25 protein-coding genes are annotated in these 23,963 nt (G+C 44.1%); 18 read left to right on the plus strand and 7 right to left on the minus strand.

Going from position 1 to position 23,963, the window contains the following annotated elements; translation table 11 throughout:
- Nucleotides 1–160: 160 nt before the first annotated feature.
- The 5 genes from AC1S8V_RS14105 (at nucleotide 161) to AC1S8V_RS14125 (ending at nucleotide 5,524) form a co-directional block, all read left to right on the plus strand.
- On the plus strand, nucleotides 161–1,564 hold the full coding sequence (locus tag AC1S8V_RS14105; RefSeq protein WP_482074117.1) for a PQQ-binding-like beta-propeller repeat protein: 1,404 nt from the start codon (nucleotides 161–163) through the stop codon (nucleotides 1,562–1,564).
- A 94-nt stretch (nucleotides 1,565–1,658) separates the two neighbouring features.
- A complete protein-coding gene (locus tag AC1S8V_RS14110) occupies nucleotides 1,659–2,300 on the plus strand; it encodes a hypothetical protein (RefSeq protein ID WP_482074118.1) in 642 nt (213 codons plus the stop codon).
- 170 nt (nucleotides 2,301–2,470) lie between these two features.
- Nucleotides 2,471–3,451 carry an SDR family NAD(P)-dependent oxidoreductase gene (locus AC1S8V_RS14115; protein WP_482074119.1) on the plus strand — a complete coding sequence of 327 codons (981 nt, stop codon included), beginning with the start codon at nucleotides 2,471–2,473 and terminating at the stop codon, nucleotides 3,449–3,451.
- A 332-nt stretch (nucleotides 3,452–3,783) separates the two neighbouring features.
- Nucleotides 3,784–4,674 carry a UDP-N-acetylmuramate dehydrogenase gene (murB, locus tag AC1S8V_RS14120; protein ID WP_482074120.1) on the plus strand — a complete coding sequence of 297 codons (891 nt, stop codon included), beginning with the start codon at nucleotides 3,784–3,786 and terminating at the stop codon, nucleotides 4,672–4,674.
- A gap of 148 nt (nucleotides 4,675–4,822) precedes the next feature.
- On the plus strand, nucleotides 4,823–5,524 hold the full coding sequence (locus tag AC1S8V_RS14125; protein WP_482074121.1) for a hypothetical protein: 702 nt from the start codon (nucleotides 4,823–4,825) through the stop codon (nucleotides 5,522–5,524).
- 93 nt (nucleotides 5,525–5,617) lie between these two features.
- On the opposite strand, the gene AC1S8V_RS14130 is transcribed toward AC1S8V_RS14125, so the two are convergent.
- Complete coding sequence (locus AC1S8V_RS14130) at nucleotides 5,618–6,403, minus strand: DUF817 domain-containing protein (protein WP_482074122.1); 786 nt, start codon at nucleotides 6,401–6,403, stop codon at nucleotides 5,618–5,620.
- 273 nt (nucleotides 6,404–6,676) lie between these two features.
- Between AC1S8V_RS14130 and AC1S8V_RS14135 the strand changes: the two genes are divergently transcribed.
- The 3 genes from AC1S8V_RS14135 (at nucleotide 6,677) to bshB2 (ending at nucleotide 8,190) form a co-directional block, all read left to right on the plus strand.
- A complete protein-coding gene (locus AC1S8V_RS14135) occupies nucleotides 6,677–7,015 on the plus strand; it encodes an antibiotic biosynthesis monooxygenase (RefSeq protein WP_482074123.1) in 339 nt (112 codons plus the stop codon).
- A gap of 132 nt (nucleotides 7,016–7,147) precedes the next feature.
- On the plus strand, nucleotides 7,148–7,492 hold the full coding sequence (locus AC1S8V_RS14140) for a YojF family protein (RefSeq protein ID WP_482074124.1): 345 nt from the start codon (nucleotides 7,148–7,150) through the stop codon (nucleotides 7,490–7,492).
- Between the two features lie 23 nt (nucleotides 7,493–7,515).
- On the plus strand, nucleotides 7,516–8,190 hold the full coding sequence (gene bshB2 / locus AC1S8V_RS14145; protein ID WP_482074125.1) for a bacillithiol biosynthesis deacetylase BshB2: 675 nt from the start codon (nucleotides 7,516–7,518) through the stop codon (nucleotides 8,188–8,190).
- A gap of 195 nt (nucleotides 8,191–8,385) precedes the next feature.
- On the opposite strand, the gene AC1S8V_RS14150 is transcribed toward bshB2, so the two are convergent.
- Nucleotides 8,386–9,183: a hypothetical protein gene (locus tag AC1S8V_RS14150; RefSeq protein WP_482074126.1), complete on the minus strand. Its 798-nt coding sequence runs from the start codon at nucleotides 9,181–9,183 to the stop codon at nucleotides 8,386–8,388.
- 1 nt (nucleotide 9,184) lies between these two features.
- Nucleotides 9,185–10,066: an ABC transporter ATP-binding protein gene (locus AC1S8V_RS14155; RefSeq protein ID WP_482074127.1), complete on the minus strand. Its 882-nt coding sequence runs from the start codon at nucleotides 10,064–10,066 to the stop codon at nucleotides 9,185–9,187.
- 140 nt (nucleotides 10,067–10,206) lie between these two features.
- Between AC1S8V_RS14155 and AC1S8V_RS14160 the strand changes: the two genes are divergently transcribed.
- Nucleotides 10,207–10,803 carry a TetR/AcrR family transcriptional regulator gene (locus AC1S8V_RS14160; protein ID WP_482074128.1) on the plus strand — a complete coding sequence of 199 codons (597 nt, stop codon included), beginning with the start codon at nucleotides 10,207–10,209 and terminating at the stop codon, nucleotides 10,801–10,803.
- 596 nt (nucleotides 10,804–11,399) lie between these two features.
- On the opposite strand, the gene metE is transcribed toward AC1S8V_RS14160, so the two are convergent.
- Nucleotides 11,400–13,694, minus strand: coding sequence for a 5-methyltetrahydropteroyltriglutamate--homocysteine S-methyltransferase (gene metE / locus AC1S8V_RS14165; protein WP_482074129.1), 2,295 nt, complete (start codon nucleotides 13,692–13,694; stop codon nucleotides 11,400–11,402).
- 194 nt (nucleotides 13,695–13,888) lie between these two features.
- Here metE and AC1S8V_RS14170 point away from each other — a divergent pair, with 194 nt between their 5' ends.
- Nucleotides 13,889–14,512 carry a hypothetical protein gene (locus tag AC1S8V_RS14170; RefSeq protein WP_482074130.1) on the plus strand — a complete coding sequence of 208 codons (624 nt, stop codon included), beginning with the start codon at nucleotides 13,889–13,891 and terminating at the stop codon, nucleotides 14,510–14,512.
- Between the two features lie 73 nt (nucleotides 14,513–14,585).
- On the opposite strand, the gene AC1S8V_RS14175 is transcribed toward AC1S8V_RS14170, so the two are convergent.
- Nucleotides 14,586–15,251: an MBL fold metallo-hydrolase gene (locus AC1S8V_RS14175; RefSeq protein WP_482074131.1), complete on the minus strand. Its 666-nt coding sequence runs from the start codon at nucleotides 15,249–15,251 to the stop codon at nucleotides 14,586–14,588.
- Nucleotides 15,252–15,454: 203 nt separating this feature from the next.
- On the opposite strand from AC1S8V_RS14175, the gene AC1S8V_RS14180 reads away from it, so the two are divergent.
- Nucleotides 15,455–15,925 carry a GNAT family N-acetyltransferase gene (locus AC1S8V_RS14180; protein ID WP_482074132.1) on the plus strand — a complete coding sequence of 157 codons (471 nt, stop codon included), beginning with the start codon at nucleotides 15,455–15,457 and terminating at the stop codon, nucleotides 15,923–15,925.
- A 132-nt stretch (nucleotides 15,926–16,057) separates the two neighbouring features.
- Here AC1S8V_RS14180 and AC1S8V_RS14185 read toward each other — a convergent pair whose 3' ends face one another.
- Nucleotides 16,058–16,423, minus strand: a complete 366-nt coding sequence (locus AC1S8V_RS14185; protein ID WP_482074481.1) for a winged helix-turn-helix transcriptional regulator — start codon at nucleotides 16,421–16,423, stop codon at nucleotides 16,058–16,060.
- A 105-nt stretch (nucleotides 16,424–16,528) separates the two neighbouring features.
- Here AC1S8V_RS14185 and AC1S8V_RS14190 point away from each other — a divergent pair, with 105 nt between their 5' ends.
- Together AC1S8V_RS14190 and AC1S8V_RS14195 are read left to right on the plus strand one after the other, a co-directional pair.
- Entirely contained in the window at nucleotides 16,529–17,386 is an 858-nt protein-coding gene (locus tag AC1S8V_RS14190; protein WP_482074133.1) for an arginase family protein, read from the plus strand.
- Nucleotides 17,387–17,608: 222 nt separating this feature from the next.
- On the plus strand, nucleotides 17,609–18,787 hold the full coding sequence (locus AC1S8V_RS14195; RefSeq protein WP_482074134.1) for an MFS transporter: 1,179 nt from the start codon (nucleotides 17,609–17,611) through the stop codon (nucleotides 18,785–18,787).
- Nucleotides 18,788–18,874: 87 nt separating this feature from the next.
- Here AC1S8V_RS14195 and AC1S8V_RS14200 read toward each other — a convergent pair whose 3' ends face one another.
- Nucleotides 18,875–19,687, minus strand: coding sequence for an undecaprenyl-diphosphate phosphatase (locus tag AC1S8V_RS14200; RefSeq protein WP_482074135.1), 813 nt, complete (start codon nucleotides 19,685–19,687; stop codon nucleotides 18,875–18,877).
- Between the two features lie 209 nt (nucleotides 19,688–19,896).
- On the opposite strand from AC1S8V_RS14200, the gene AC1S8V_RS14205 reads away from it, so the two are divergent.
- From AC1S8V_RS14205 to AC1S8V_RS14225, 5 genes are all read left to right on the plus strand, one after another.
- Nucleotides 19,897–20,925, plus strand: a complete 1,029-nt coding sequence (locus AC1S8V_RS14205) for an ABC transporter substrate-binding protein (protein ID WP_482074136.1) — start codon at nucleotides 19,897–19,899, stop codon at nucleotides 20,923–20,925.
- Between the two features lie 187 nt (nucleotides 20,926–21,112).
- Nucleotides 21,113–21,538, plus strand: a complete 426-nt coding sequence (locus AC1S8V_RS14210) for a MarR family winged helix-turn-helix transcriptional regulator (RefSeq protein ID WP_482074137.1) — start codon at nucleotides 21,113–21,115, stop codon at nucleotides 21,536–21,538.
- 137 nt (nucleotides 21,539–21,675) lie between these two features.
- Nucleotides 21,676–22,320, plus strand: a complete 645-nt coding sequence (locus AC1S8V_RS14215) for an SDR family oxidoreductase (RefSeq protein WP_482074138.1) — start codon at nucleotides 21,676–21,678, stop codon at nucleotides 22,318–22,320.
- 51 nt (nucleotides 22,321–22,371) lie between these two features.
- Complete coding sequence (locus AC1S8V_RS14220; RefSeq protein WP_482074139.1) at nucleotides 22,372–22,716, plus strand: rhodanese-like domain-containing protein; 345 nt, start codon at nucleotides 22,372–22,374, stop codon at nucleotides 22,714–22,716.
- A 117-nt stretch (nucleotides 22,717–22,833) separates the two neighbouring features.
- Nucleotides 22,834–23,856, plus strand: coding sequence for an NADH:flavin oxidoreductase/NADH oxidase (locus AC1S8V_RS14225; RefSeq protein WP_482074140.1), 1,023 nt, complete (start codon nucleotides 22,834–22,836; stop codon nucleotides 23,854–23,856).
- The last annotated feature ends 107 nt before the right edge of the window (nucleotides 23,857–23,963 follow it).

The following is a 23,963-nucleotide window of genomic DNA, read 5'->3' on the forward strand; positions in this document are numbered from 1 at the left end:
TGTCACAGAAAAAATACAGTTATCAAGAAGTCGCCTTATGGCGGCTTTTTTGATATCTCCTCAGAATAAATTTAGGAATTTGGTAACTATTTGGCATTACCGCGCGTTATGTTTATGTAGTTATATATCAGGATAGTTTTCACAGGAGGACTCACTATCTATGATCAAAAGACATAAACGTCAAACGACTAAGCATTGGAAAAGAAGAGCAGGAAGACCCATCATTGCAGGCCTTACTGCCGGAGTGTTGATGGTTCACGGAGTCATCGGTGTGTTGCCATCTCAGGCACATGCTGAAGCATCGGATGTATCCATCCGTAACTGGTATTCGTATCAGCGAATCACTGTACCTGAACTGAAACCTTCTTGGACAGCGAAAGTAGATAACTATTTGAATATGAACGAGACGTACATCGGAGCTAATGCTATTGCAGAAGAAGGCAAAGTATTCACGTTTGCTGGATCGAAGTTGATTGCACTTGATGCGACAACAGGTAAACGGCTGTGGACTTACGGCAAAGACCTGGCCCCGTATATTACCTATCAGGACGGCGTACTCTACGGCCTGACTATTGATCACAAGCCATATGCCTTGAATGCGAAGACAGGCAAAGCAAAATGGCAGTCAGGAACATCCACCTGGATTGATACGGTTCAACGTACGGAAGCTCTGATTCCAACGATGGACACTCTCTACGTGATTAAGGGAAGTACAACGTTTGCACTGGATATCAAGTCAGGCAAACTGCGCTGGAAGGCAGATGAACCATTAGGCGAAGGTCACGGTACTGAATATCTTGAAGAGTCTAATGGTGTGGTGCTGAGAACCTTTTTTGTCCAAGGGGCACTTACATCCATTCAGCTTAATGCGTATGACAAGAAAACGGGCAAGAAGCTATGGAATCATTTTGGTCAGGGGCAGGCTCTTCAGATCAAAGATGGTCTTGTATATTCGGTGGACACCTATTCTCCAATGCTGGAGGAATACGATTCGTCACCTGAACGCAAATGGAAGATCAATACGTATAACCTAAAGACCGGTGTGTTGAAAGGAAGCCAAGAGTATACGTGGACAATGCCCGGAGACCCGCCGTATACGAATGGTCGAGGAGATATACTTGTTCATAAAGACAAACTTTATATTGAACAGGGAGACAAGATAGCGGAGTATCCGTTGAATCCGACTAAGTCGGAAACAGCGCCCCTTCGAACTTTTCAGCGACCTTACGGGGACAAGATGGCGTTGCTCGGTATTGTACAGGAAAGGCTGATATACAAAAACCTCGACACCGGTGAACTCACAGGCATCAAGTTGGCTAATGGTCAGGAGGTTAAGTGGCATGGTGATGCTCCCGTTTCTCAGATGGATGTTTACAGCAAAGGAATGTATCGAGCGCAACGTAACGGCACACTGCTTGCTATCAATATGATGTCGGGTCAGCCCGTCTTTCGAGTCTCCACTGGGGGAGATCTGCACAACACAACGTTGAAGACAAACGGAATGATCATTATCCAAGCCGAAGGCAAGCTTCTCGGAGTTAAGTTGCCTGCAGCACTGAAATAGGCGTTCCTTCTGCATCTGCCATGGGTAATAACATGCAAGGATAAAATAATGATAGGAAGGAATGATCCGGGTGAAACAACCACGTTCTTTTATAATGAGTATTACGCTGATCACCATGGTTCTTGCACTTGCAGCTTGCTCAGGTGGTAATGAACCTTCCGCTAGCCCTGAACCATCAACGCCAGTAGGTGAATCTACTCCAGCACCTTCAACAGAAAGTGAGCAAGCATCTGAAACGAATGAAACAGAAGAAGAAGCAAATGTAACGGAGCGTCCACAGACCGAAAGTTTTGAAATGATGACCGCAGATGGCAATCAATCACTAGAGGCGACCTTGCAACAAGGAGAAGGGTTTTCCTTGTACGTATTCGAGAAATTCACATTTGATGCTGCTCAAGGCCGTCTGTCACTGACCCGTAACGCTGATTATTATGTGGATATTGAACCGCTGCCTGCGGATTATAATCTGGCAGAACTGGAGACTGCGGGCAAGGAAGAATTAGAAAAAGCCGGTAAGGTATCTGATTATAGTGGAGAGCTGGTGGAGCATCCGCTTGGTTCCGCCGAGCTCTATCTTCAGGCCTCTGGTGAAGAAGGGGTCCGTGATTATATGGTCTGGAAATCAGAAAAAGGGGACGCTTTTCTATTCCGTCTTCATAACCCCAAAGGGGAAGAAGCCTCTGATTTCGCCAGCCCGGTCCTTGTTTCGTTATCAACCGTTCAGGGTGATTCGTAATCTGGATAACGAGAATCTTTTCAACGAAAGCCGCCAACTGGCGGCTTTTTTACTTTTACAGATTGCACGGAGAAGTTGCGAGGCGATTTCTTCACTTCCATTTGACTTAGAGCACACTCTAAGGTATAGACTGCAAAAGACTGAACAAGGATATCAAAGGAGATGACGTGATGACACAGGAAGAGAATTTCAAAACCTTACAACATAAAATAGGCTCAGGATTTGACCATAACAGTACAGCGGAGGATGTATTGAGAGATCTGGACTTGTCAGGACAGATTGCTATTGTAACGGGTGGATATTCCGGCCTCGGGTTGGAGACAACACGTGCGCTTGTCAATGCGGGAGCCCGTGTAGTGGTGACTGCACGTCGTCCAGCGGTTGCGAAAGAAGCACTTGCTGGTCTGGAAGGCGTTGAAATAGATGCATTGGACCTCGCTGATTTATCCAGCGTTCGTGCTTTTGCCGAGCGGTTTCTGGCAAGTGATCGGAACATCGACATGCTGATTCTTAATGCTGGCATCATGGCCTGTCCAGAGACGCGGGTTGGTCCTGGCTGGGAAGCTCAATTTGCAACAAATCATTTGGGTCACTTCGCGCTCACGAATCTGTTATGGCTTGCACTCGCTAGTCAGGGAGGCGCGCGCGTAGTTTCGTTGGCATCAGCGGGACATCATTTCTCACCGATTCGTTGGGATGACATCCAATTTGAGCATGGCTATGAGAAATTCCCCGCCTATGGACAGTCCAAGACAGCAACCATTTTATTCAGCGTTGAACTGGACAGACGGGGTGCTGAGCAGGGCATACGTGCATTCTCGGTGCATCCGGGTGGAATTATGACACCTCTTCAGCGTCATATGCCAAAAGAGGAGATGATCGCGCTGGGTTGGATTGACGAGACTGGCGAGGTCGCCAATCCTGCGTTTAAGACACCTGAACAGGGGGCAGCAACGCAAGTCTGGGCAGCAACCTCGCCTCAGCTTAAGGGAAAAGGCGGTGTATACTGCGAGGATTGTGACATCAGTGAAATGGCTCCCGAAGATGGAGGTTTCTATGGGGTCAAGCAGTATGCCATCGACCCTGAGCAAGCGACTCGTTTATGGAAACTGTCAGTCGAATTAACAGATACGGATATACCCATCTCTTAAGCAAATGATTATTATGTAGTATCAAAGCTGGGCATATATCAAACGCTACTGTGCTTGTCAGTAGCGTTTTTTATTTTTCCATAGAAAACAAAAATCCCTGAAGGTTACCACAACCATATACTACATGGAAGGAAGGATCGTCCATTGTAACCATAATAACAACTAGTCACATCCCTAATGGATAGATGAATATCATATATCAAACTACAGGAAAGTAAGGCTGCAAACTACTGGTCTGGACAGTAAAAAGATGTGATGGATTGTAATGAGGGTACATTTCCATTTACAATAGAAGAATCATGTTCTTTTTGAGAACGCAGGGAGAGAAAATCATGAATATTTTTGAGCATCAGATACCTATGGAAAAAGTGAAATTTAATGAACCGCTAAAAGAACACACGTATATTAAAATTGGTGGCAACGCAGATATTCTCATTCATCCAACGACGATAGACGAAATTAAAAAAATCGTAGAGATTGCCAACATACATCAATTGCCTCTGACGGTTATTGGCAAAGGGTCAAACGTCATTATCAAAGACGGTGGAATCAGAGGAGTCACTGTTTCGCTAAGTCATTTTGATCAGGTTAATGTTAGTGAGGACAATATTATTGCGCAAAGTGGCGCCGATATCATTGATGTCTCCAGACTTGCTTTGGACCACAGCTTGACCGGTTTGGAATTTGCATGTGGCATTCCTGGCAGTACAGGAGGCGCCTTGTATATGAATGCGGGTGCGTATGGCGGTCAGATCGCCGATGTGGTCAAACGTGCGACTGTAATCAACAAAGACGGCGCAGTAGTGGAGATTGCCCGAGAAGAGATGAAGTTTGGTTATCGAAATAGTCTCTTCAAGATGGATCACTATATCATATTGGAGGCCGAATTCGAACTCGAAAAAGGAAACAAGGATGTTATTTCAAGTAAAATGAAGGAATTAACGTTCCTGAGAGAATCCAAGCAGCCGCTTGAGTTCCCTTCTTGCGGAAGTGTGTTCAAACGACCCGAAGGACATTTTGCCGGGAAACTGATTCAAGATTGCAACTTGCAGGGCACTCGCATTGGAGGCGCTGAAATCTCCATGAAACATGCAGGTTTCATCGTGAATGTGGATCACGCTACTGCCCAGGATTACATGGACCTGATCCAATTTATTCAGCAGAAAGTATATGATACGTTCCATGTTGAATTGGAAACCGAAGTAATCTTTTTGGGAGAATAACTTCATTGAAATCATTAGGAGGTCGCCTATGGCGGCCTTTTTGGTTTGTGTGAATGGTACTGAAACAAGTATCTGCATGCTAATTATGGTAATATTAGAATGATTTTAGTTGATATTTCATCGTTATCATAAGGGAGTGTACATTGAGATGATCAAGCGTAAGCGAAGAATTCTACTAATCACTGCAATGGTGATTTTACTGTCGCCCCTGTTAGTTGGTACTTATATGTATATGAATGAACGAGCTGGAGGACTGTCTGATCGACGGATATCCAAAGCTTGGGGATTGAGTGAACCTATACATATTCCTATAGCGAACAGTCCTGAAGGGGCCGTTCAAGAATTTAGAGGCGAATTTTATACCTCGCAATTTATTCATAAGGAGGTTGTGGACGATGGCGTGATTTTGTTCGCACAAAAAAGAGATCAGGATAATAACAGTAACAGTAATCTTCAGATGGAGTATGCCCGGAAGAACATTTTCGGATGGAAATGGGTATGGGGCGGAGGTTATTCCATCAGTGAATCTCAAGAAGCCAAGTTTGCTTTGGATTATATGAGCATACCGAAACTGGAGCAAGTCTCCACTCCGTTTCCCATGTTATTTGGTGATATAATAGACTCAACTATCAAACGTGTAACTGTTGAAATCAAAGAAAATGGAAAGCCCGACACATTCGATGCAAAGCTGGTTGAGGCAGGTGAGAACCAACAAATCTGGTACGCATTCCTGCCTTCATCAGCGACTCCCCCTTATACGATCAAAGCATATGATGAAAAGGGGAACCTCTTAATCAACAAAGACCTTGAAGAGGCAGATGGCTATGGCTCATTACTTATTGGAGAATAATCTCAGATAGAACCACGCAAAAAAACAGCGGCATTCGAAGACTTTATGTACGAGTCTAAGATTGCTGCTGTTTTATGGTTAGAGAATGAATAGTTAACTGGACTTTGAATCACCTGCGGTTCGATTGGCCTTCACATATTTGAGCTGAGCAACGATGATGACGCTGATGATCACCAGCAGGAACCACGAACTGATCTTACTAAAGCTAACTAGCTGCCAGGCATCATGCTGATCTGGATATTTCCAGGCATTGAAGAATGTAGCGATATTCTCGGCAGTCCAAATGAAGAAACCGACAATGATAAAAGCGAGCGATAACGGCATTCGATAGGTCGTTGCTCGTACCCGGTAGATAATCCAGGTTTTCCAGAAGACAATAAATACAAGCGCCGTCAGCCACCAGCGAAAATCAGGAATAAAATGATGGGTGAAAAAGTTGATATAGATGGCTGCTCCGAGCAGAACGGAAGGTGCGAAACCAGGCCATCCGGTCATGTCCATTCGCAGTCTTCGCCACACCTGACACATAAAACTGGCTACACTTGCATACATGAATCCACTATAGAGAGGGACACCCAGGATTTTGGTGTAAGCTGGCTCAGGGTATGACCAAGATCCCATCCATACTTTATAGATTTCCAGCACCAGGCCAATAATGTGAAATACACAGATGACTTTGATTTCATCCCGGGTCTCCAAGCCGCTTCGATACATCAGGTACTGGACACCAAGCAGTACAAGCAGAATGGCATCATATCGATGAAGGAAAGGAATCGGAATTACGCTGGACAAGGCAAGTGTTCCAAAGATCGCTACGGGAAATATGCAGCTCATCGCCTGATGATAGCCGAAATGAAGTAGTTGTATTAGAGATTTCAAGTCGAGTTTAACTCCTTTCCAAACACGTTTGAGCACAATTTAATGATATGAATTAAGGGTGTTCATCATGGGCGTTTTTTTTGCCTACACTCCATCATATAGAGATCATCGATGAATAAAAAGAGAAAAAAATACGTTGATCTGTTCTTGTTTTCAAATGTAAAATGAACCTTCTTCATTGATAATGATTTTCAATTAGATTAAAATAAGAGAATAAAACATGTCATCACGTATTGCATAACCTGAGGCATGCGATTACGAGGAGGAGTTAATATGTTGATTCAAACTCGAAGCATCATTGTCAAAAAAGGAAATAGCGATAAGATTGTGGAGCGTTTCAGTGGCCCAACTCCTGTTGTGGACATGCCCGGTCTGATTGATTTCAGTGTCATGGTCAACAAGAAAAATGCAGAGAACGAAGAAGTGATGGTCATCATTCGCTGGGAATCGGAAGAAGCATGGAAGAATTGGGAGAAAAGTGATGTACATCTCAAAGGCCACCGTGAGAAGAGAACACAGGAGAAACCTGATTATCTGATAAGCACAACTGTAAATATGTATCAGGTACAGACGGTGAAGACAGGCAGCGGCAGTTCAGAACAAGGACTATAGGTAGTTTTTCCCAAAATTTGCCCGATGCTTATAGAAGGCTCTATGATCAGGTGGCATGGTCCTTCCATGTATATTCTCTCGTGGTTATGTTAAAATGAAATTCGTACAATTACATTAGACAAGGAGGCCGCCATGCAACCGATAAAACCTCAAGACATTCAGCTCCGGATCAATCAACTTGCTGATCAGGACTTATACGTACATCTCGAACTCACGTCAGGTGCTTACGCACAACATATGGACAGTACAAGACATCCCGCATCGGCATTCATTACCAATGCGGCCATACGATATACGCAGGGCTCCATCTCAGGTACAGGTCCTTACCGGGTTGGTCTGAAAACAACTCAAGGTTGGATCTATGCCGAAGGCCTTACACACATTGATGAGCAGGAAGAAGAAAGACTGATTCTGGCTGGTCACGACAGTCAAGGCAAGCTGGTTGTGGCGTTGCAACTGAGTCGGGAGAAGTTCTGATGAAAGCGGAGGATGGAATAACCATGAATACTACACATAACGAGTATGAGCGCATCTTGGTAGTGTATCCACATCCAGATGATGAAGCTTTCTCTGTATCGGGAACGTTAGCCAAATACATAGATGGCGGTGCCCATGTAACCTATGCCTGTCTAACACTTGGCGAGATGGGGCGCAACATGGGGATTCCTCCATTTGCTAACAGAGTGACGTTGCCTGCCATCCGTAAACAGGAACTCATCGCAGCTTCTGAAGCGATTGGTATTCAGGACCTCAGAATGCTGGGTTTCCACGATAAAATGCTGGAGTTCGAAGATCCACAGTTACTGGAAGACACCATCATGTCGCTACTTAAAGAGTTAAACCCCACGCTGGTCATTACGTTCTATCCAGGGTACAGTGTTCATCCCGATCATGATGCAACAGGAGCCGCTGTTATACGTACCATTGCTCAACTTCCTGTGGCTGAGCGACCAGTGGTTCACTGCGTTGCGTTCGCTAATAATCAGGAACAGTACATTGGCAAACCGGATGTATTCGTTGACGTATCCGAATTTTTGGATCGAAAAATGGCGTCCATTCGTGCCCATCGTTCACAATTCCAGGCAGCAGAGCTTGTAGGGAATCGTGAGCTGAATGATGAAGAAATCAAGAAACGTTTTGGTAGAGAAACATTTTGGACCTATCCATTTGAATAATATGATTCATCGGAAGTCGCCGATGTGGTTTTAAGTAGACACTAAAAAAAGTGGCTGTCTCAAAAGTCCTTAAAATACATATCGGTTGTTTAATACACGTTCAAACGGGACGAAGCAGAGTTTATCCTGCTTCGTCCCGTTTGCGTTTATCCATCATTGCGGCCCTTTGCGGGAGTAGATCAAACTATACCCGGATTAAATAGGCAAATCTTTTCTATCAAAAATAACGATTCCTGCAGCATACAGAAGTGCTGCAAGTCCTGCGAACACAGCCATTCCCATATACGCAAAGCTGTCACCCTCGAACAATCGCACCGGATCGAGCAAGGAATATAATGAAATATTGCCAATCCAGCTCAACGTTTCTCCTGAATCGCCCAGCATTTGCAGTAGTACAAACGCTACAGGAACACCGGCCCCGAGTCCAAGGCTGTACTTGCTTTCATTTGCCAAACAAGATGCGAAAAAACAGATGCCATTGATGGCGTAATACATCAGAAGGGCGTAAAGATTAAGCCAAATGAAATTGTTAATATCCATAAGCCCCGGAAACATGACAGATGATACAACAAGAGTTAGTACCGTAATCCAGCAAAAGATCGCTGTTATTGAAATCAGACTGTAAACCGCTTGGGTAACAGCAATGCGTTTTCTTGAGTTGGACGTTGAAAGCAGATAGGACATACTTCCTTTATCCACATGAGCGGCCATTATTCGGTGGTTCGTAATGATGGAAACAATCATGGGGAACAAATAGAGAAGAAGACTGTAAAGTGTTCCGGAAAGAAAGGTAAGCAAAGTGGTTCCAACGTTCATTCCCATAGCATTGATGAGCTCAGGAGGAAGCATGTTCAACATTTCTTTTAATGCATCGACGCTATCCGGATCGAACATACCTATCAGCATAATGGAGTAAAAAGAATAAATGGCTACAATAAGTAACCAAATGAACCGATTGGCCCGCATGTTTGCTTTAAATAGTGCCCAAGACATATTAAATTTGCTCCTTCCCATAAAAGTCCATGAAAATTTGTTCAAGCGTTTGGGGAGGGCACTCCATATCAATAACCTTGCACTGGGAGAGTACCCTGAGCACTTGGTCATATCCATCCGTAATCTTAATGTCCACACGTAAGGGAACCAATTCAGTATAAAGGAGTCCGTTATTTTGAAGGACTTTCATATCCTCCGCATGCGCCAGAGCGACTACAATACTCTTCTGCAGTGTCCGTTTTAGCGAGTTTATGTTCTCCACGGTTATGATTGATCCTTCCCGTATGATGCCTACCCGTTCACAAGTGTGATCGACTTCATCAAAGAGATGGGAAGACATCAGTATCGTTTTGCCCCGGTTTCTTTCCTCAATAATTAGTTCCACAAATCTTCTTTGCATCAACGGATCCAACCCGCTTGTAGGTTCATCAAGAATAAGCACTGCAGGGTCGTGCATAAAAGCGGCGGTCAATCCTACCTTTTGTTTCATCCCCTTGGACATTTTCCGGATTTTTCGATCTGATTCCAACTCGAATCGGTTGATTAATTGGTTTCGGCGCAATTTGTCGTTACGTCCTCTTAAATCATCAATAAAGTCCAGAAACTGCATGCCTGTCATGTTATCGTAAAATGCCATCTCACCAGGCACATAACCCAGATGCTTTTGAATTTGTGCTGCTTCCCTTCTGCAGTCTAATCCGTTAATAGTTGCCTTCCCGCTGGAGGGGTTCACGAATCCCATCAGATGGCGTAGGGTAGTTGTTTTTCCGGCTCCATTGGGCCCGAGAAATCCAAAGACCTCTCCTTCTTTAACGTCAAAACTCACATCCCGAATTCCCTTACCATTCGAATAGATCTTCGTTAATGAGTGAACCTTGATCATCGATCTCAACCTCCACAGTAAGTTATGTAACATATTCAATATCAGTTACATAATATTACTGACTTGATCAGAAGTCAATAAAAATATAACATAGAGGTATATTGTTACATAATTCGCGGAGGATAGGACGGTAGGTTCCCATGAATGGCTTCGAAAAACGCAGAGAACAGAAAAAAAAACAAATCCTGCAATCGCTAATCGATATGGTGATGACTCGCAATTTTAAAGAAATCGGCGTAAGAGAGATCGCGCAACATGCTGGTGTGTCTCCTGCATCCATATATAATTTTTTTGGAAGCAAAGAAGAATTGGCCAAGGAGATTTTTTACCATCAAATAGATGTGTCGGGGAAAGAATTCAGTCTTTTAATGAACTCCGATATTCCTTTTGAAGATAAGATGAGTAAAATGTATGAGGTATCCGTAAACAATCAAGAGACGTTGAATAGTGAGGGCATCAAGAATTTTATGTTCGAAGATCCAGCATTCAAAGAGCATGTTGAGGATTATGCCAGAAACGTTGTTATCCCTGAGCTTATGAAGCTGATCGAACAAGGCAAAGCCGAGGGGAAAATAAAAGGAGGTGTATCGGCAGAAGCCATCATGATTTTTATGAATGGAATTATGGCCATGTTGAGCGAACCATCTTTCGCAGAAAAACTTAACGTAAATGTGCGAAAAGACTTGGGCAAGCTGTTTCTTTACGGAATTCTTGGTGAGAGGGAAGAGGGAAATTAATGATTAAAATACACTCTCACTTAGGAAGTCGCCATTATGGCGGCTTTTTTTGGTTACATCACAATATCGACACAAAAATGTAGCGTCTATTTTCGCTTAGTTTTAATGGATTAGGGTCATGAATAGTTGATTTTAAGTTGAATTGAGGGATGGTGTGTACAATTAACGTATATTCGGGATTAACGTAAGACCCGTTAAATACATTGCCACAACAATAAGCACCTGTAACAAGAAGCCAGAATTGCGCGGTTTGAATCATGAGTAATCCTTGGCAACATATCAGGCATGTATCGTATTACGGGTTTTCCCGCAACGATGGTAATTGATAAGGACGGGGAGTTCCGTCACATACTGCTCGGTGAACTGACTGAAGATATACCATTGCAGCAATGACTGGAAGAGAGTATCTAGTTGTAAGCGTTGGATGGTGAGAAAAGGGGCGGGAACGCCAGAGATCGCCATGTTACAAGTGAAATGAATGTACGTTAGAAGTAACCACAAAAGTAACCACAAAAGTAACCACATAAAAAGCAGGACACCCATTTAACGAAGGGGTGTCCTGCTTTACTTTTGAAGATATGCTGCTTCGCAGCCGACTACAATACAGCAGCAGAAGCGTGATTTGTACGAGCGATTCTGGTTGCGTCAACCATGTTGCGCAAGGAGGCAACCGTTTCTTCCTGTCCACGGGTTTTCAATCCGCAGTCCGGGTTAATCCAGAACAGCTTCGGATCAAGAACTCGCAGGGCGCGTTCAATCATGCTGCTCATTTCATCCACACTCGGAACCCGTGGACTATGGATATCATATACGCCAAGACCGATACCGAGCTCATACGTATTTTCTTCAAAACTATGAATCAACTCACCGTGACTACGGGATGTCTCAATGGAGATAACATCGGCATCCATGGCTTCAATGGAATCAATCATGTCATGGAATTCGCAATAACACATATGTGTATGGATTTGAGTCGTTTCATGCACCGTGCACGTGGAGATGCGGAACGCTTTGACTGCCCAGGCCAGGTAATCGGCTTGTTCATTTTCCTTTAGCGGAAGCCCTTCACGAACAGCTGGCTCATCAACCTGGATCATGCCGATACCTGCCTGTTCAAGTGCTTCAACTTCCTGTCTCAGTGCATACGCCAATTGATAGGCGATCTGCTCACGAGCAATGTCTTCGCGTACGAATGACCAGTTCATGATTGTAATCGGGCCAGTCAGCATGCCTTTGACAGGGCGCTCTGTTTGCGATTGGGCATATTTCGTTTCTTCAACTGTCATTTCACCGGTAAATGCAACATCGCCGAAGATAATAGGTGGCTTCACGCAACGTGAACCATACGATTGTACCCAGCCAAACTGTGTAAAGGCAAAACCGGCAAGTTTCTCGCCAAAGAATTCAACCATGTCTGTACGCTCAAACTCACCATGCACCAACACGTCAATTCCGATCTCTTCCTGAATCTTAATCCAGATATCAATCTGCTCCCGGATGAAGGCAGCATACTGTTCGTTGTTCAACTCACCCTTGCGCCACAACTGACGTGCTTTTCTGACTTCAGCAGATTGCGGGAAACTGCCAATCGTTGTCGTCGGGAACAGTGGCAATTGCCATTTGACCTGTTGAGCTTCATGACGCTCGGCAAAAGGACGGGAGCGCTCCGGCTGTTGAACACTAACGGAAGCAACGGCTTTCTGTACAACGGTACGGTTCCGATCTTCGGATTGCTGAAGCGCCTGAAGGGTAAGCTCTGCTTCATCTATTTTAGCGGTAATCTCTGCACTTGGTGAAGATAAGGCTGTAGTCAAAAGAACAATCTCATCCAGCTTTTCATCTGCAAATGCCAGAGCATTCTTCAGTTCGGATGTAAGTTTTGCCTCCCGTTCTGTCGTTACTGGCACATGCAGCAGGCTGCAGGACGATTGCACGATAATGCGTTCAGGCGTCACGACTTCAGCCAGTTCATTCAGCAACTTCAGTTTTCCTTGAAGGGAGGCTTTCCAGATTCCACGCCCATCAATAATACCTGCACCGAGCACTTTGTCTGCCGGGAAACCGGATGTCCGAATAGATTGTGTGTTACCAGAGAGTCCGTGTACAAAATCAAGTCCTACACCTTGAACTGGGAGTGCAACAATATCGCTGTAGTTTTCGACAGATTCAAAGTACGTTTGCAGCATGATATTCAGGCCTGGAACGGCTGCGGCAAATGTTTTATATATTTTATTCAGACGCTGTACGTCTTCATCGCTTAATTTGGTTACCAGGATAGGTTCGTCGATCTGCACCCACTGAACACCTTCGCTTGCAAGTTCTTGAAGCAATTGAGTGTAAAGTGGCAGCAAGCGGTCCAGCCAAGCGTCCGTCTCGGATTTATCATAGCCTTTGGAGAGCTTCAGGAAGGTTAACGGTCCAACAATAACCGGTTTGCCTTCAATGCCGAGTTTTTCTTTTGCTTCACGATAAGCGAGAAGTGGTTTGTTCTCTGTCAGAGTTGGGAAAGCCTCGTCCAGTTCAGGTACAATGTAGTGATAGTTAGTGTTAAACCATTTTGTCATTTCGCTCGCTGCGGCATCTTTCGTTCCCCGGGCAATGCCATAGTATACGGACAACGGAACGGAACCACCATCATAAGCAAAACGTTTAGGAACAATGCCAAACATCACAGCCGTATCCAGGATATGATCATAATAGCTGAAATCATTAACCGGAATAATGTCGATGCCTTTCGCTTGCTGCTTGCGCAAATGATCGATACGGATCTCCTGCAAACGTGCGTGAAATTCGTTTTCCTCCAGCTTGCCAGCCCAGAACGCTTCCAACGCTTTCTTCCATTCCCGATCAGCACCAATACGCGGATATCCCAATACACTACTTTTTGTCATCGCTTAAAACCCCTCTGCTTTTATGTTACACAAAATTTATCACAGATCCAGAGTTATAACATAATTCCATTAAATTATACCTAGTTATAGCCTGAGGCTATATCAAAAAGAGATTATTACATTTGAAATAGACACCGTTAATGTTACAATGGTTAACTATGTTCATACGAATGATGGAAAGGAAGGCGGTACTCGTGAATCTCTATCATATACAGTCCACCGTACACGGAATCAACAGAGTAGCATCATTTCTGGAAAATAACTTTATTGGTATTGCTTGGTCAGGTACAGGAGATCTGGAGCAAACGCCCCCGGAGCTATGGAAGGAACAGCTGGTTCAGCAGTATAGCTTGGATGAGTGGGAATTGGCAAATACACTTGCGACATTACATATGTTTGTTAACCTTATGCAGGATGGCGATTATGTCTTAATTAGTGATGATGAATGGACGTACGTTGGAGATATCGGGGATTATTATTACGACGATTCCGCTGGCTCTGAAGAGGACTTGATCTGCCATCGTCGCGGAGTTACATGGTTGGGACGCATTCCTCTCGCTGAGCTGAATGACAAAGTGCAGACACTGCAAAATGACTCATCCATCCTTGCGAAGTTTGAGTATCCCATATCACAAGCACAGCTGGATCGCGGGCTTGCAGTCACCGCAGCATCGGGTGCAGTTATTCCTTCCCCAGTCGAGGTAGATGAAGCCACGATTCAAACCGCTCTCCATGTGCTCAGAGAAGCGTTACACAGTGAAGAAGAAGAGCTGCGAATTCGTGCGGCTACAGCCATTTTGCAGTATGCCAAACCATAGAACTACTATGCTAACCACTAAGAATGGTTACTGGTATAGACGGTAACCATTCGTGGAACAGCAATATTAATGTTTATAACTCTTGAGTAAGTCCTGAGATCTGTTCATTTACATTCCTATGACTTAGTCCTCCGTGATAACAAACCACAGATGTAATGTCGAGTTCGGTATATTTTTTCAATGAGAACCGGGCAGACTCTATATCCAGTGTAGTTGGTTCATGAATGCCTCCAAGCATGCCGTCCACACTGTACATTGAATCTCCGGCAATGAGTGTCTTGCTTTGCTTCAGATAAAGACTGATATGACCTGGCGTATGACCAGGTGTATGAATAACGCGAATTCCACCGCATAACGGAAGTTCCTGACCATCAGTCACCGTTTCATCTACTTTTCCCTTTGGAGGATGCTCAAGGTGACCGTCTTTGAGAAGAGGGAGCTGTCCCTCAATATACGGTTTATCCAGTTCATGAGCGAATACCCTGATATGATCACCACACTCTTTCAAAATCTCGGGAAGACACCCGATATGGTCCACATCTTGATGCGTCAAAATCACTGCTTTAAGTCGGCTGATCGGCACACCAATCTTTTCGAGTGCGATTCGCAAATCGTCATATTGCCCTGGGAAACCAGCGTCTATTAACACAGCTGTTTCTTCATCCCATATCAGAATAGGGTGAATCACATTCCCTTCAAAATTGAGTTGAAGCATCTCTATTCCTTTTGAAATTTCCATAATGCCGACCTCCAAAAAATGAATGTGATATAGAAAATGGGTCTTTATATTTCTTAGGTAAACGAATAAAGACTGCAAAAAGATACGTTCGGGTACGTATAGAAATATTCAATGGATGGGGGAATTGACGCTTGGTGTTGGGAATGATAATTTATATATATCATAAAAACCAACAAGTCCAATAAGATAAAGGGGTATGTGAGATGACACATATTGTGCTTGCGGCAGCTGAAGATATTCGAAGCGAGGATTCGCTGCAATTGATCAAGGAACTGAGCGAAGAACTCGGTTTGCTCTATGGTGGTGATGGGACGGCGGGTTTTCAACTTTCAGACGTTGAAGTACCACGTGCTACCTTTATCGTTGCCAGAATCGATGGGCATCCGGTTGGTTGCGGAGCACTTCGGCCCCTTGATGAAACATCTGTAGAGGTTAAACGCATGTATACACGAAGGGGCTATCGTCGGAAGGGGATTGCTCAGGCGATTTTGGCTGAGGCGGAGCGTCTTGCGCACGACCTGGGTTACACTAATCTGAAACTGCAAACGGGCCCCTTGCAGCCGGAAGCGGCAGCACTCTATGAGCGGGTAGGATATTATCGAATTCCTATTTTCAGTGGTAATTGGGACAGAGTGTTAGCCTACCAGAAAGATTTGGTGCACGAAAAAGTATAACGCTACGAACGAATCACAGCTTCCATTCAATGAACGGACAAAGGAGCATAAGATACAAGAAAAAGTCGCCTATGGGCGACTTTTTTTACGCTTTAACTTATCCGATTTTTCTAAAGGTATAGACCAAAGGTTTTATTCTTTTGCGGAATGAGTGATCGAAGGGTCTTGATGTTGAACACCCCATTCGCATAGTCCTTCCAAAACGGGCAATAACGTGTCAGCTTTCGCTGTCAGACGGTACTCGACTTTAGGAGGGACTTGGGGATACTCTTTCCGTGTAATCATACCATCTGCTTCCAATTCTTTGAGCTGTGAACTCAGCGTTTTATATGTGATGGCGCCGATCTGTCTTTTTAGTTCATTGAAGCGGACAGGCGGGTTTTCCGCCAGAAGATACATAATTACCATTTTCCATTTACCACCAATAACAGACAACGTATATCCAAAAGGGGTATCTTGAATGTTTTTAACTTTGCCGTGGTATTCAGCCATACTCATCATTTACACTATCCTTCCGGGTAGTACCTATCATAAAAGACCGTACTATTTATTTGTTTGGGCTCAGTTTATACTAACCTTACTTTGAAGTAAAGGAGATTTACGATGACTCAAAAAACAATACGTTTACTTATGCCACAATGGCAAGGTGGGGATAATCCAAACTACTCTTTTGGGGCGGAGCTGCTTGCTTGGCTCGCACCTGTCAATAATCAACCTCTCATTCATGTTCCTGTTGAAGCTTATGATGGAACACCTCTGGTAAGCGAGAACGGGATAAAAGGCAGAACACAGCTACTTCAGCAATTGCAGGCTGCCCATCATATTATTCAAGCTCACCAGCCTGATCGCATAGTCATGTTTGGCGGTGACTGTTTGGTTGAACAAGCCCCGTTTGCCTATTTAAATGAACGATATGGCGGAGAACTTGGTTTGATATGGATTGATGCACACGGTGATTTGGTTAGATACGAGGGCTATGACAACGGTCATACTTTACCGCTTGGGAACCTTCTTGGGGAAGGCGACCCGGAGTTTGCCAACCATGTGAGAGTCCCTTTGAAGCCTGAACATGTCTTCATGGCCGGGTTGACGACCCCCACGGAACAGGAAACCGAAGTGATTCAAAGATTGGGTATCCGAACGGCTGGAACTGAAGAATTAACCCATGGCATGGATTCGATTAAGAAGTGGATTAAAGAAAATGGTATCAAACACCTGGCGATTCACCTTGATCTGGATGTGCTTGATCCCAACATGTTCCGTTCATTGTTATTCGCCAAACCAGGTGAACCTTATGTGTTTTCACCAGCGGGAACCATGCAAATACCTCACTTGCTTCATCTGATCAAAGAACTGTCTGAAGAAACAGATGTAGTTGGATTAGGGATAACCGAGCATATGCCTTGGGATGCCATTAACTTGAAGAATTTGCTTGGAGAAATCCCTATTTTGAACAAGTGATATGGTTATAAAAAGGGGGGGGAGTCGCCATATCGGCGACTTTTCTTTTGCATCTATTCATCCCTGACGGATGGAAAGTTGATTAATTAGTAGCATGAATATATCAGAATACTGATATATCAAGTCAAAATATAGGAAGATCACGGATAAAAATATCAATATTATTATATGGGTGGTTCGATGAGAATCAAATATTAAACAAACTGAGGAGAGTACACCCAAATGGTCACGTTATTGTTAATTATTATCTACCTCGCATTTATAGGACTGGGATTGCCAGATGCTTTACTTGGCAGTGCCTGGTCCATCATGAAAAACGATATACATGCGACAACTGAAATGGCAGGTTACATTTCGTTAATTATTTCATTTTGTACAGTCGTGTCCAGTCTCTCGGCCAGTCGATTGTTACACCGATTTGGAACAGGTAAAGTCACATTATTCAGCATCCTCTCTACGACCTTGGCTCTGTTGGGATTCTCCATCTCTGAGAATTTTGTGTTTTTCCTGATTCTGGCGATCCCTCTGGGTTTAGGTGCAGGTTCGGTGGATGCGGCACTAAGTAATTATGTAGCATTGCATTTCAAGGCAAAGCATATGAATTGGCTGCATTGTTTCTGGGGAATTGGCGCCGTGACAGGCCCACTGGTTATGGCATATTGGCTGAATCAAGCAAACAACTGGCGTGCAGGATACGTTACTGTAGGATTGATTCTTCTAGGGATCGCGGTGATCTTATTGACAACGTTGTCTCTATGGAAGATCTTCGAGAAGGGAAGAGTAGAGGAGTCAGCTGGTGAAAAGAAACGGTTGAGCAACCGTGAGGCCATACGTATCCCCGGTGTGAAGATGTCGATGCTAGCGATGCTTTGTTACAACGGTTCTGAGACAGCTGCTGGTCTATGGATGGCTTCTTTCTTCATAGGTGGTAAAGGCGTATCTCCGGGCACTGCTGCAGCGTTATCTTCCTTGTTCTTTATCGGAATCATCGTAGGACGTGTAATCTCAGGCTTTCTATCGACCCATGTATCGAGCAAAAATCTCATCAGGTATGGTGGAATCGTTGGGTGTTTGGGATTAGTCATCCTGGTTATGCCGATTCCGTATTGGATTGCAGCAGGTGCGTTGTTTGTGGTGGGATTGGGTGGAGCACCGATCTATCCGAGTATTGTTCACGCGACACCAGAACGGTTCGGAGAGAAGGCCTCCCCAAGTGTAATTGGACTTGAAATGGCAAGTGCCTATACAGGTTCAACATTAATTCCGTTAGGTATGGGGCTCATTGCAAGCCAATGGGGAATGTCGATGGTACCCCTGATTCTTCTTATGCTCTTCAGTGTCATGTTCGCGGCTACAGAGCTGGTTAACAGAAGCAGCAAGGATGCCCGCCTGACACTCTAGCCCTTGCGGTCACGGTAGGTGGTTCCCTCATTACAAAACAAAGGAACAACCATTCGCTGGTTGTTCCTTTTGTTATACCTAATTATTTTACAAGAAGATCAGTAACAATGTACCTGCGGCAAAACAATAATATGAAAAGTATTTCAGGTTGCCTCTGGCCATAATGCCCATAAACCATCTCATGGAGAAATAGGTGACAAAGAGCGTTGTGATAAATGCAATCAGATAAGGGATTGCCAACTGTGACCGGTTCGGATCATTGGCGATGTCGGATACACCCATAATGAGTCCGCCAATACTAATTGGAATATACAGCATAAAGGAGAACTTCAAAGCCGTTTCCTGTTTCATGCCGACAGCGATCGAGGCGATTACAGTTGCTCCTGAGCGGCTTATTCCTGGAATAAGAGCGACTGCCTGAGCAAGACCTACTAATAATGCATCTTTCGTAGACAGATCTCCATCTTGCTTGCGACCACGAAGATTACGAATAAGCCATAATGCAACCCCGGTAACTAATAGCGCGATGGAAACAGTATATACGGACGAGAAAATTTCTTCAATTCGATCCTTGAAGAGGACCGCAATGAGAGAAGCGGGAATCGTACCAATAATTATGTATAAGCAAAACATGAAGTCCGCTCGATATTCTTCTTTACGAGTACGCAGGTAACCTAGTGCACCATTAATCAACTTTTTGATATCTTCCCGGTATATAAAAATAATAGCGATAAGCGATGCGGTATTCGTTAAAATCTCAAATGACAATCCGTTCTGCTTGATGCCGATGAGTCTCTGGGCGATGATCAGATGACCGCTTGAGGAGACAGGGATCGGTTCTGTCGCCCCTTGAACAATACCTAAAAACAAATACTTTAACCACAATATAATCTCTTCCATGTTGCCCTCCTTGGATACGTTTCATTGGCTTTCCAATGTGTCTCTCTTTTTTGAAGTTTATTATTTACTCTATTGATGATAGCTGTTTAACTTGGTGACTTGCAAGTTAGAATTCATAGAGAGAGTGAAATAAACTTGTCTTGTCAAAACGTTCAGAGCATGATATCGTTGATAACGATTATCAATATCAATGAAGAGGTGGGTTTATTTTGCGGAAACAGAGAACACCAATATGGATCATGATGGCACTCATCTTGCTACTAGTACTGAGTGCATGTGGACAGTCTGCCACGACCAATAGTACAACCGCGGACAGCACCAATGCAGCTGCGGATACAGAAACCAAGACGGACTCGAATGCAGCTTCTTCCGCTGAAACCAGTGCCACTGCTGAAGAGGAGCTCGTTACATATCAATCGGATGCCGGCGAAGTACAGGTGCCCAAGAATCCACAACGTATCGTTGATCTGACGTCATTCTCGACAGGGTACTTTGTTGCTCTGGATGCACCGGTAGTCGGTGCATTATCCGGAGCGATAAACAACAAGTATATCAAGGATCAACTGGCAGCAGCGGGCACCAGTGACTTGGGTGAAGTACCTACTCCAGAGATGCTAATCAGTCTAAAACCAGACCTATTTATCGTATACACGGGCACAGAGGGCATCGATAAGCTGGAGCAGATTGCACCTGTCGTACAGATTACATTTGGCAAGCGTGATTTCAAGGATCTAATGCTTGAAATGGGTAAGCTCACGAATAGAGAAGACGCCGCTATAGCCTGGAATGCTAAATGGGAAGAGCGCATCAATGAACTGAAGCCTAAGGTTCAGGAGGTTGTCGGTGATCGCACTGTTTCCATTCTGAATCCGTATGCAAAAGGGTTATTTGTATTCGGTCATAACTACGGTCGAGGCGGTGAAATTATTTACGGGGAGTTTGGCCTCAAGGCACCAGCCAAGGCTCAAGCTGAAGCAATTGACAGCGGGACTGGATGGGCTTCAATCTCCATGGAACTACTGCCGGAGTATGCAGGTGATATCATCTTCACCAGCCCGTGGGCGGGAGATACGACTGATCCCAAGATCGTATATGATAATACATTATGGAAGAACTTGCCTGCGGTGAAGGCAAATCATGTGTTCCAGCTTGACCCTACATCAGACTCGTACAATGATCCGCTAACGCTGGAAGGTCAGTTGCAGTTTATAACGGACAGCCTGCTTTCGGCGAAGTAAGATTGAACCATATACATGGTAATACTGGAGCATTTCCGAAACGTCGCTACAAGACGGGGAAATGCTCTTCTTATGAGCTTAGAATGTTATATACGTCAATCTTGGATGGATTTTGACCAATGTAATTAAGCTTGATACAATAGGATAACAGCTGATGAACATTAAATATCAAGTGGGGTGATCTAGATTGCAGCAAAAAAGTGAACGTTTGAATGTTTGGTTGGCTTTCTCTAACCTTCATACCCATCTGAACGAGAAGCTGGAACAAGCTCTGCTTCAACAATATGACTTATCTTTGAAGGAATTTTATGTGTTAAACTTCATATATAATGCGGAGGGTAAGGAATTACGCCTACAGCAACTTCAAGAACTGGTGGGGTTGAGCCAAAGTGCTACTTCCAGGCTCGTCGTTAGGATGGAAGCCAAAGACTGTGGGGCTCTGGAGAGACATGCATGTGAAGATGACCGACGTGGCATTTACACTCGTATTACGGAGCTTGGAGAGAATAAATACAAGAAAGCACTTCAAACGTTTAATCAGGTCTTGCAAACTGAATTGGAACAGGATGGATTTGAGACTCGATTAGAGAAACTCACTAAAGAATTGTTCTAAGGCTAGGGTGAATATAGGGTAATGTAGTCATTTACCCTATAAGAAGACTTGACACTCATTAATATATCCGTTAAATTAAATGCATGCGCATGCTTTTATTGTGGATGCGGTGATTCATGTATAAGGAGGTATTGAACATGAAGGTATTCGTCGTAGGATCAAATGGACAAATTGGTCAACAGCTTATTCAGCTTTTGAAGAATAGTGAAGAGCACACCGTTCTTGCCATGGTACGAAAACAAGAACAGGTAGATACATTTGCGGCACAGGGTGTGGAAACAGTGGTTGCCGACTTGGAAGGTACGGTTGACTCACTTGTAGCTGCTGCAACGGGTTGTGATGCAATCGTATTTGCAGCTGGCTCTGGCGGTACAACGGGATATGATAAAACACTCCTGATTGATCTGGATGGTGCCGGGAAAACCATTGAAGCGGCTCAAAAAGCGGGTATTGATCGATTTATCATGGTAAGTGCGATCCAAGCCAATAATCGTGAGAACTGGCATGATAACATCCTTCCATATTATGCAGCGAAACACTATGCTGATAAATTGTTAGAGAGCAGTGGGTTAACATATACCATCATACGTCCAGGGATTCTAACGAATGAACCAGGGACAGGTAAAGTTTCTGCTTCTGAGAATATTACATCCGGTAACATCGCTCGTGAAGATGTAGCTCATGTGATTTTGGCAAGTTTGAGTGAAAAGAATACCTACAAGCGTTCATTTGATCTAATCACTGGCGAGGATGTAATATCTGAGGCATTGAGTAGACTTTGATCCAAAACAAAATTTTCGCCGATATCAGATGAGTTAAGAGAGGGCTATACAATGATTATGTTGATGCTTTTGACCTTCATATTAGGTATCTTCATCGTTGTACGTCAATTTTGGCCATTGCGGAATCTTGAATATATTGATTATCAAGTATTTCTCAGACATGAGCGTGACTTTCGGCAGTATAAAGTGATCGATATTCGAGATGCGACGGATTATATGGCTAATCCTACTCCGGATACGATTAACATCTCACTGGGACGTCTTGCTTTCACCTGGCAAAAATACCTTCTTCGTGAAGATAACGTAATTATAATGTCTCCTGGTATGCTTCAATCCAAAAAGGCTATACGTATTTTGCGAAAGCATGGGTTTGAATGTCTTTATGTGATGAAGTAAATGAAGTAAAAGCATGTGAGTTCTTAATCATACGGAATTATTAAGCGTAGGCACTTTTTCAATGCTTGCGCATGCATTTTATTATACGTGATTCATGAAAAGGGGAGTTTTATTTTGATGACAGATTTGTTTAGTCCATATTCTTTTAAAAGCCTAGAGCTTAAAAACCGTGTCGTAATGGCTCCAATGTGCCAATATTCAGTTGAGCAAAAAGACGGTATTGCAACAGATTGGCATTATATGCACTACGTTAGTCGTGCCGTGGGGGGAACAGGTTTCATTATCATTGAAATGACAGATGTGGAACCAGATGGTCGAATTTCAGATTATGATCTTGGGTTATGGTCAGATGAACAGATCCCAGCTCTGAAGCGGATCGTAGATGCGTGTCACAGTTATGGTGCCAAGGTTGGTATTCAGATTGCTCATGCGGGCCGCAAAGCAGAAGATGCCGAGGTTCCAGTAGCTCCGTCCGCGATCGCCTTTGATGAGAATTCCAAGCAACCTCGAGCGCTTACAACGGACGAAGTAAAAGGAATGGTTGAAAAGTTCCGTAGTGCAGTAGCGCGTGCAGTGAAAGCTGGATTTGATGCGATTGAGCTTCATGGCGCACATGGCTATCTGATTCATCAGTTCCATTCTCCACTAACGAACAAGCGCGAAGACGAATATGGACAAGATTTAACTTTATTCGGCCGGGAGATCATACAGGCTGCAAAGGCAGAGATGCCAAAAGAGATGCCCCTGATGATGCGTATTTCAGCAAAAGAATACGTCGAAGGTGGTTATGGAATTGAAGAAAGTTCCGAGTTTGCCAAGGCATATCAAGAGGCAGGCGTGGACCTGTTCGATATCTCATCTGGTGGCGAGGGACCTATTGGTGCATCGGGCAGACCAGGAACTCACGCAGCTTATCAAGTACCTCTCGCTAAAGCAATCAAAGAAGCTCTTGATGTGCCCGTGATTGCTGTTGGAAGACTGGACGACCCGAAATTGGCGAATGCAGTTATCGGAAATGAAGAAGCTGATCTCGTTGCAGTCGGAAGAGGGCTGTTAAGAAATCCTTACTGGGCATTGGAAGCTGCGTCTGCTTTGCGCAAGACAACGGACGTTCCAAAACAATATACGACTGGTTTTTAATGATCTGCATTAAAATATGGATAAGAAAGGACTCCGACTGCCAACACAGAAGGAGTCCTTTTTTGGGTTAAACTAAACGATGTGAAGGAATGATATTAGCGAGTAAC

This window comes from Paenibacillus sp. B46(2026), from assembly GCF_056786355.1.

Bases quoted from the DNA above. Each gene is read 5' to 3' on its own strand.
- AC1S8V_RS14105 (WP_482074117.1), top strand. From the start codon at position 161: ATGATCAAAAGACATAAACGTCAAACGACTAAGCATTGGAAAAGAAGA.
- AC1S8V_RS14110 (WP_482074118.1), top strand. From the start codon at position 1,659: ATGAGTATTACGCTGATCACCATGGTTCTTGCACTTGCAGCTTGCTCA.
- AC1S8V_RS14115 (WP_482074119.1), top strand. From the start codon at position 2,471: ATGACACAGGAAGAGAATTTCAAAACCTTACAACATAAAATAGGCTCA.
- murB (WP_482074120.1), top strand. From the start codon at position 3,784: ATGAATATTTTTGAGCATCAGATACCTATGGAAAAAGTGAAATTTAAT.
- AC1S8V_RS14125 (WP_482074121.1), top strand. From the start codon at position 4,823: ATGATCAAGCGTAAGCGAAGAATTCTACTAATCACTGCAATGGTGATT.
- AC1S8V_RS14135 (WP_482074123.1), top strand. From the start codon at position 6,677: ATGTTGATTCAAACTCGAAGCATCATTGTCAAAAAAGGAAATAGCGAT.
- AC1S8V_RS14140 (WP_482074124.1), top strand. From the start codon at position 7,148: ATGCAACCGATAAAACCTCAAGACATTCAGCTCCGGATCAATCAACTT.
- bshB2 (WP_482074125.1), top strand. From the start codon at position 7,516: ATGAATACTACACATAACGAGTATGAGCGCATCTTGGTAGTGTATCCA.
- AC1S8V_RS14150 (WP_482074126.1), bottom strand. From the start codon at position 9,183: ATGTCTTGGGCACTATTTAAAGCAAACATGCGGGCCAATCGGTTCATT.
- AC1S8V_RS14155 (WP_482074127.1), bottom strand. From the start codon at position 10,066: ATGATCAAGGTTCACTCATTAACGAAGATCTATTCGAATGGTAAGGGA.
- AC1S8V_RS14160 (WP_482074128.1), top strand. From the start codon at position 10,207: ATGAATGGCTTCGAAAAACGCAGAGAACAGAAAAAAAAACAAATCCTG.
- metE (WP_482074129.1), bottom strand. From the start codon at position 13,694: ATGACAAAAAGTAGTGTATTGGGATATCCGCGTATTGGTGCTGATCGG.
- AC1S8V_RS14175 (WP_482074131.1), bottom strand. From the start codon at position 15,251: ATGGAAATTTCAAAAGGAATAGAGATGCTTCAACTCAATTTTGAAGGG.
- AC1S8V_RS14180 (WP_482074132.1), top strand. From the start codon at position 15,455: ATGACACATATTGTGCTTGCGGCAGCTGAAGATATTCGAAGCGAGGAT.
- AC1S8V_RS14185 (WP_482074481.1), bottom strand. From the start codon at position 16,423: ATGAGTATGGCTGAATACCACGGCAAAGTTAAAAACATTCAAGATACC.
- AC1S8V_RS14190 (WP_482074133.1), top strand. From the start codon at position 16,529: ATGACTCAAAAAACAATACGTTTACTTATGCCACAATGGCAAGGTGGG.
- AC1S8V_RS14195 (WP_482074134.1), top strand. From the start codon at position 17,609: ATGGTCACGTTATTGTTAATTATTATCTACCTCGCATTTATAGGACTG.
- AC1S8V_RS14200 (WP_482074135.1), bottom strand. From the start codon at position 19,687: ATGGAAGAGATTATATTGTGGTTAAAGTATTTGTTTTTAGGTATTGTT.
- AC1S8V_RS14215 (WP_482074138.1), top strand. From the start codon at position 21,676: ATGAAGGTATTCGTCGTAGGATCAAATGGACAAATTGGTCAACAGCTT.
- AC1S8V_RS14220 (WP_482074139.1), top strand. From the start codon at position 22,372: ATGATTATGTTGATGCTTTTGACCTTCATATTAGGTATCTTCATCGTT.
- AC1S8V_RS14225 (WP_482074140.1), top strand. From the start codon at position 22,834: ATGACAGATTTGTTTAGTCCATATTCTTTTAAAAGCCTAGAGCTTAAA.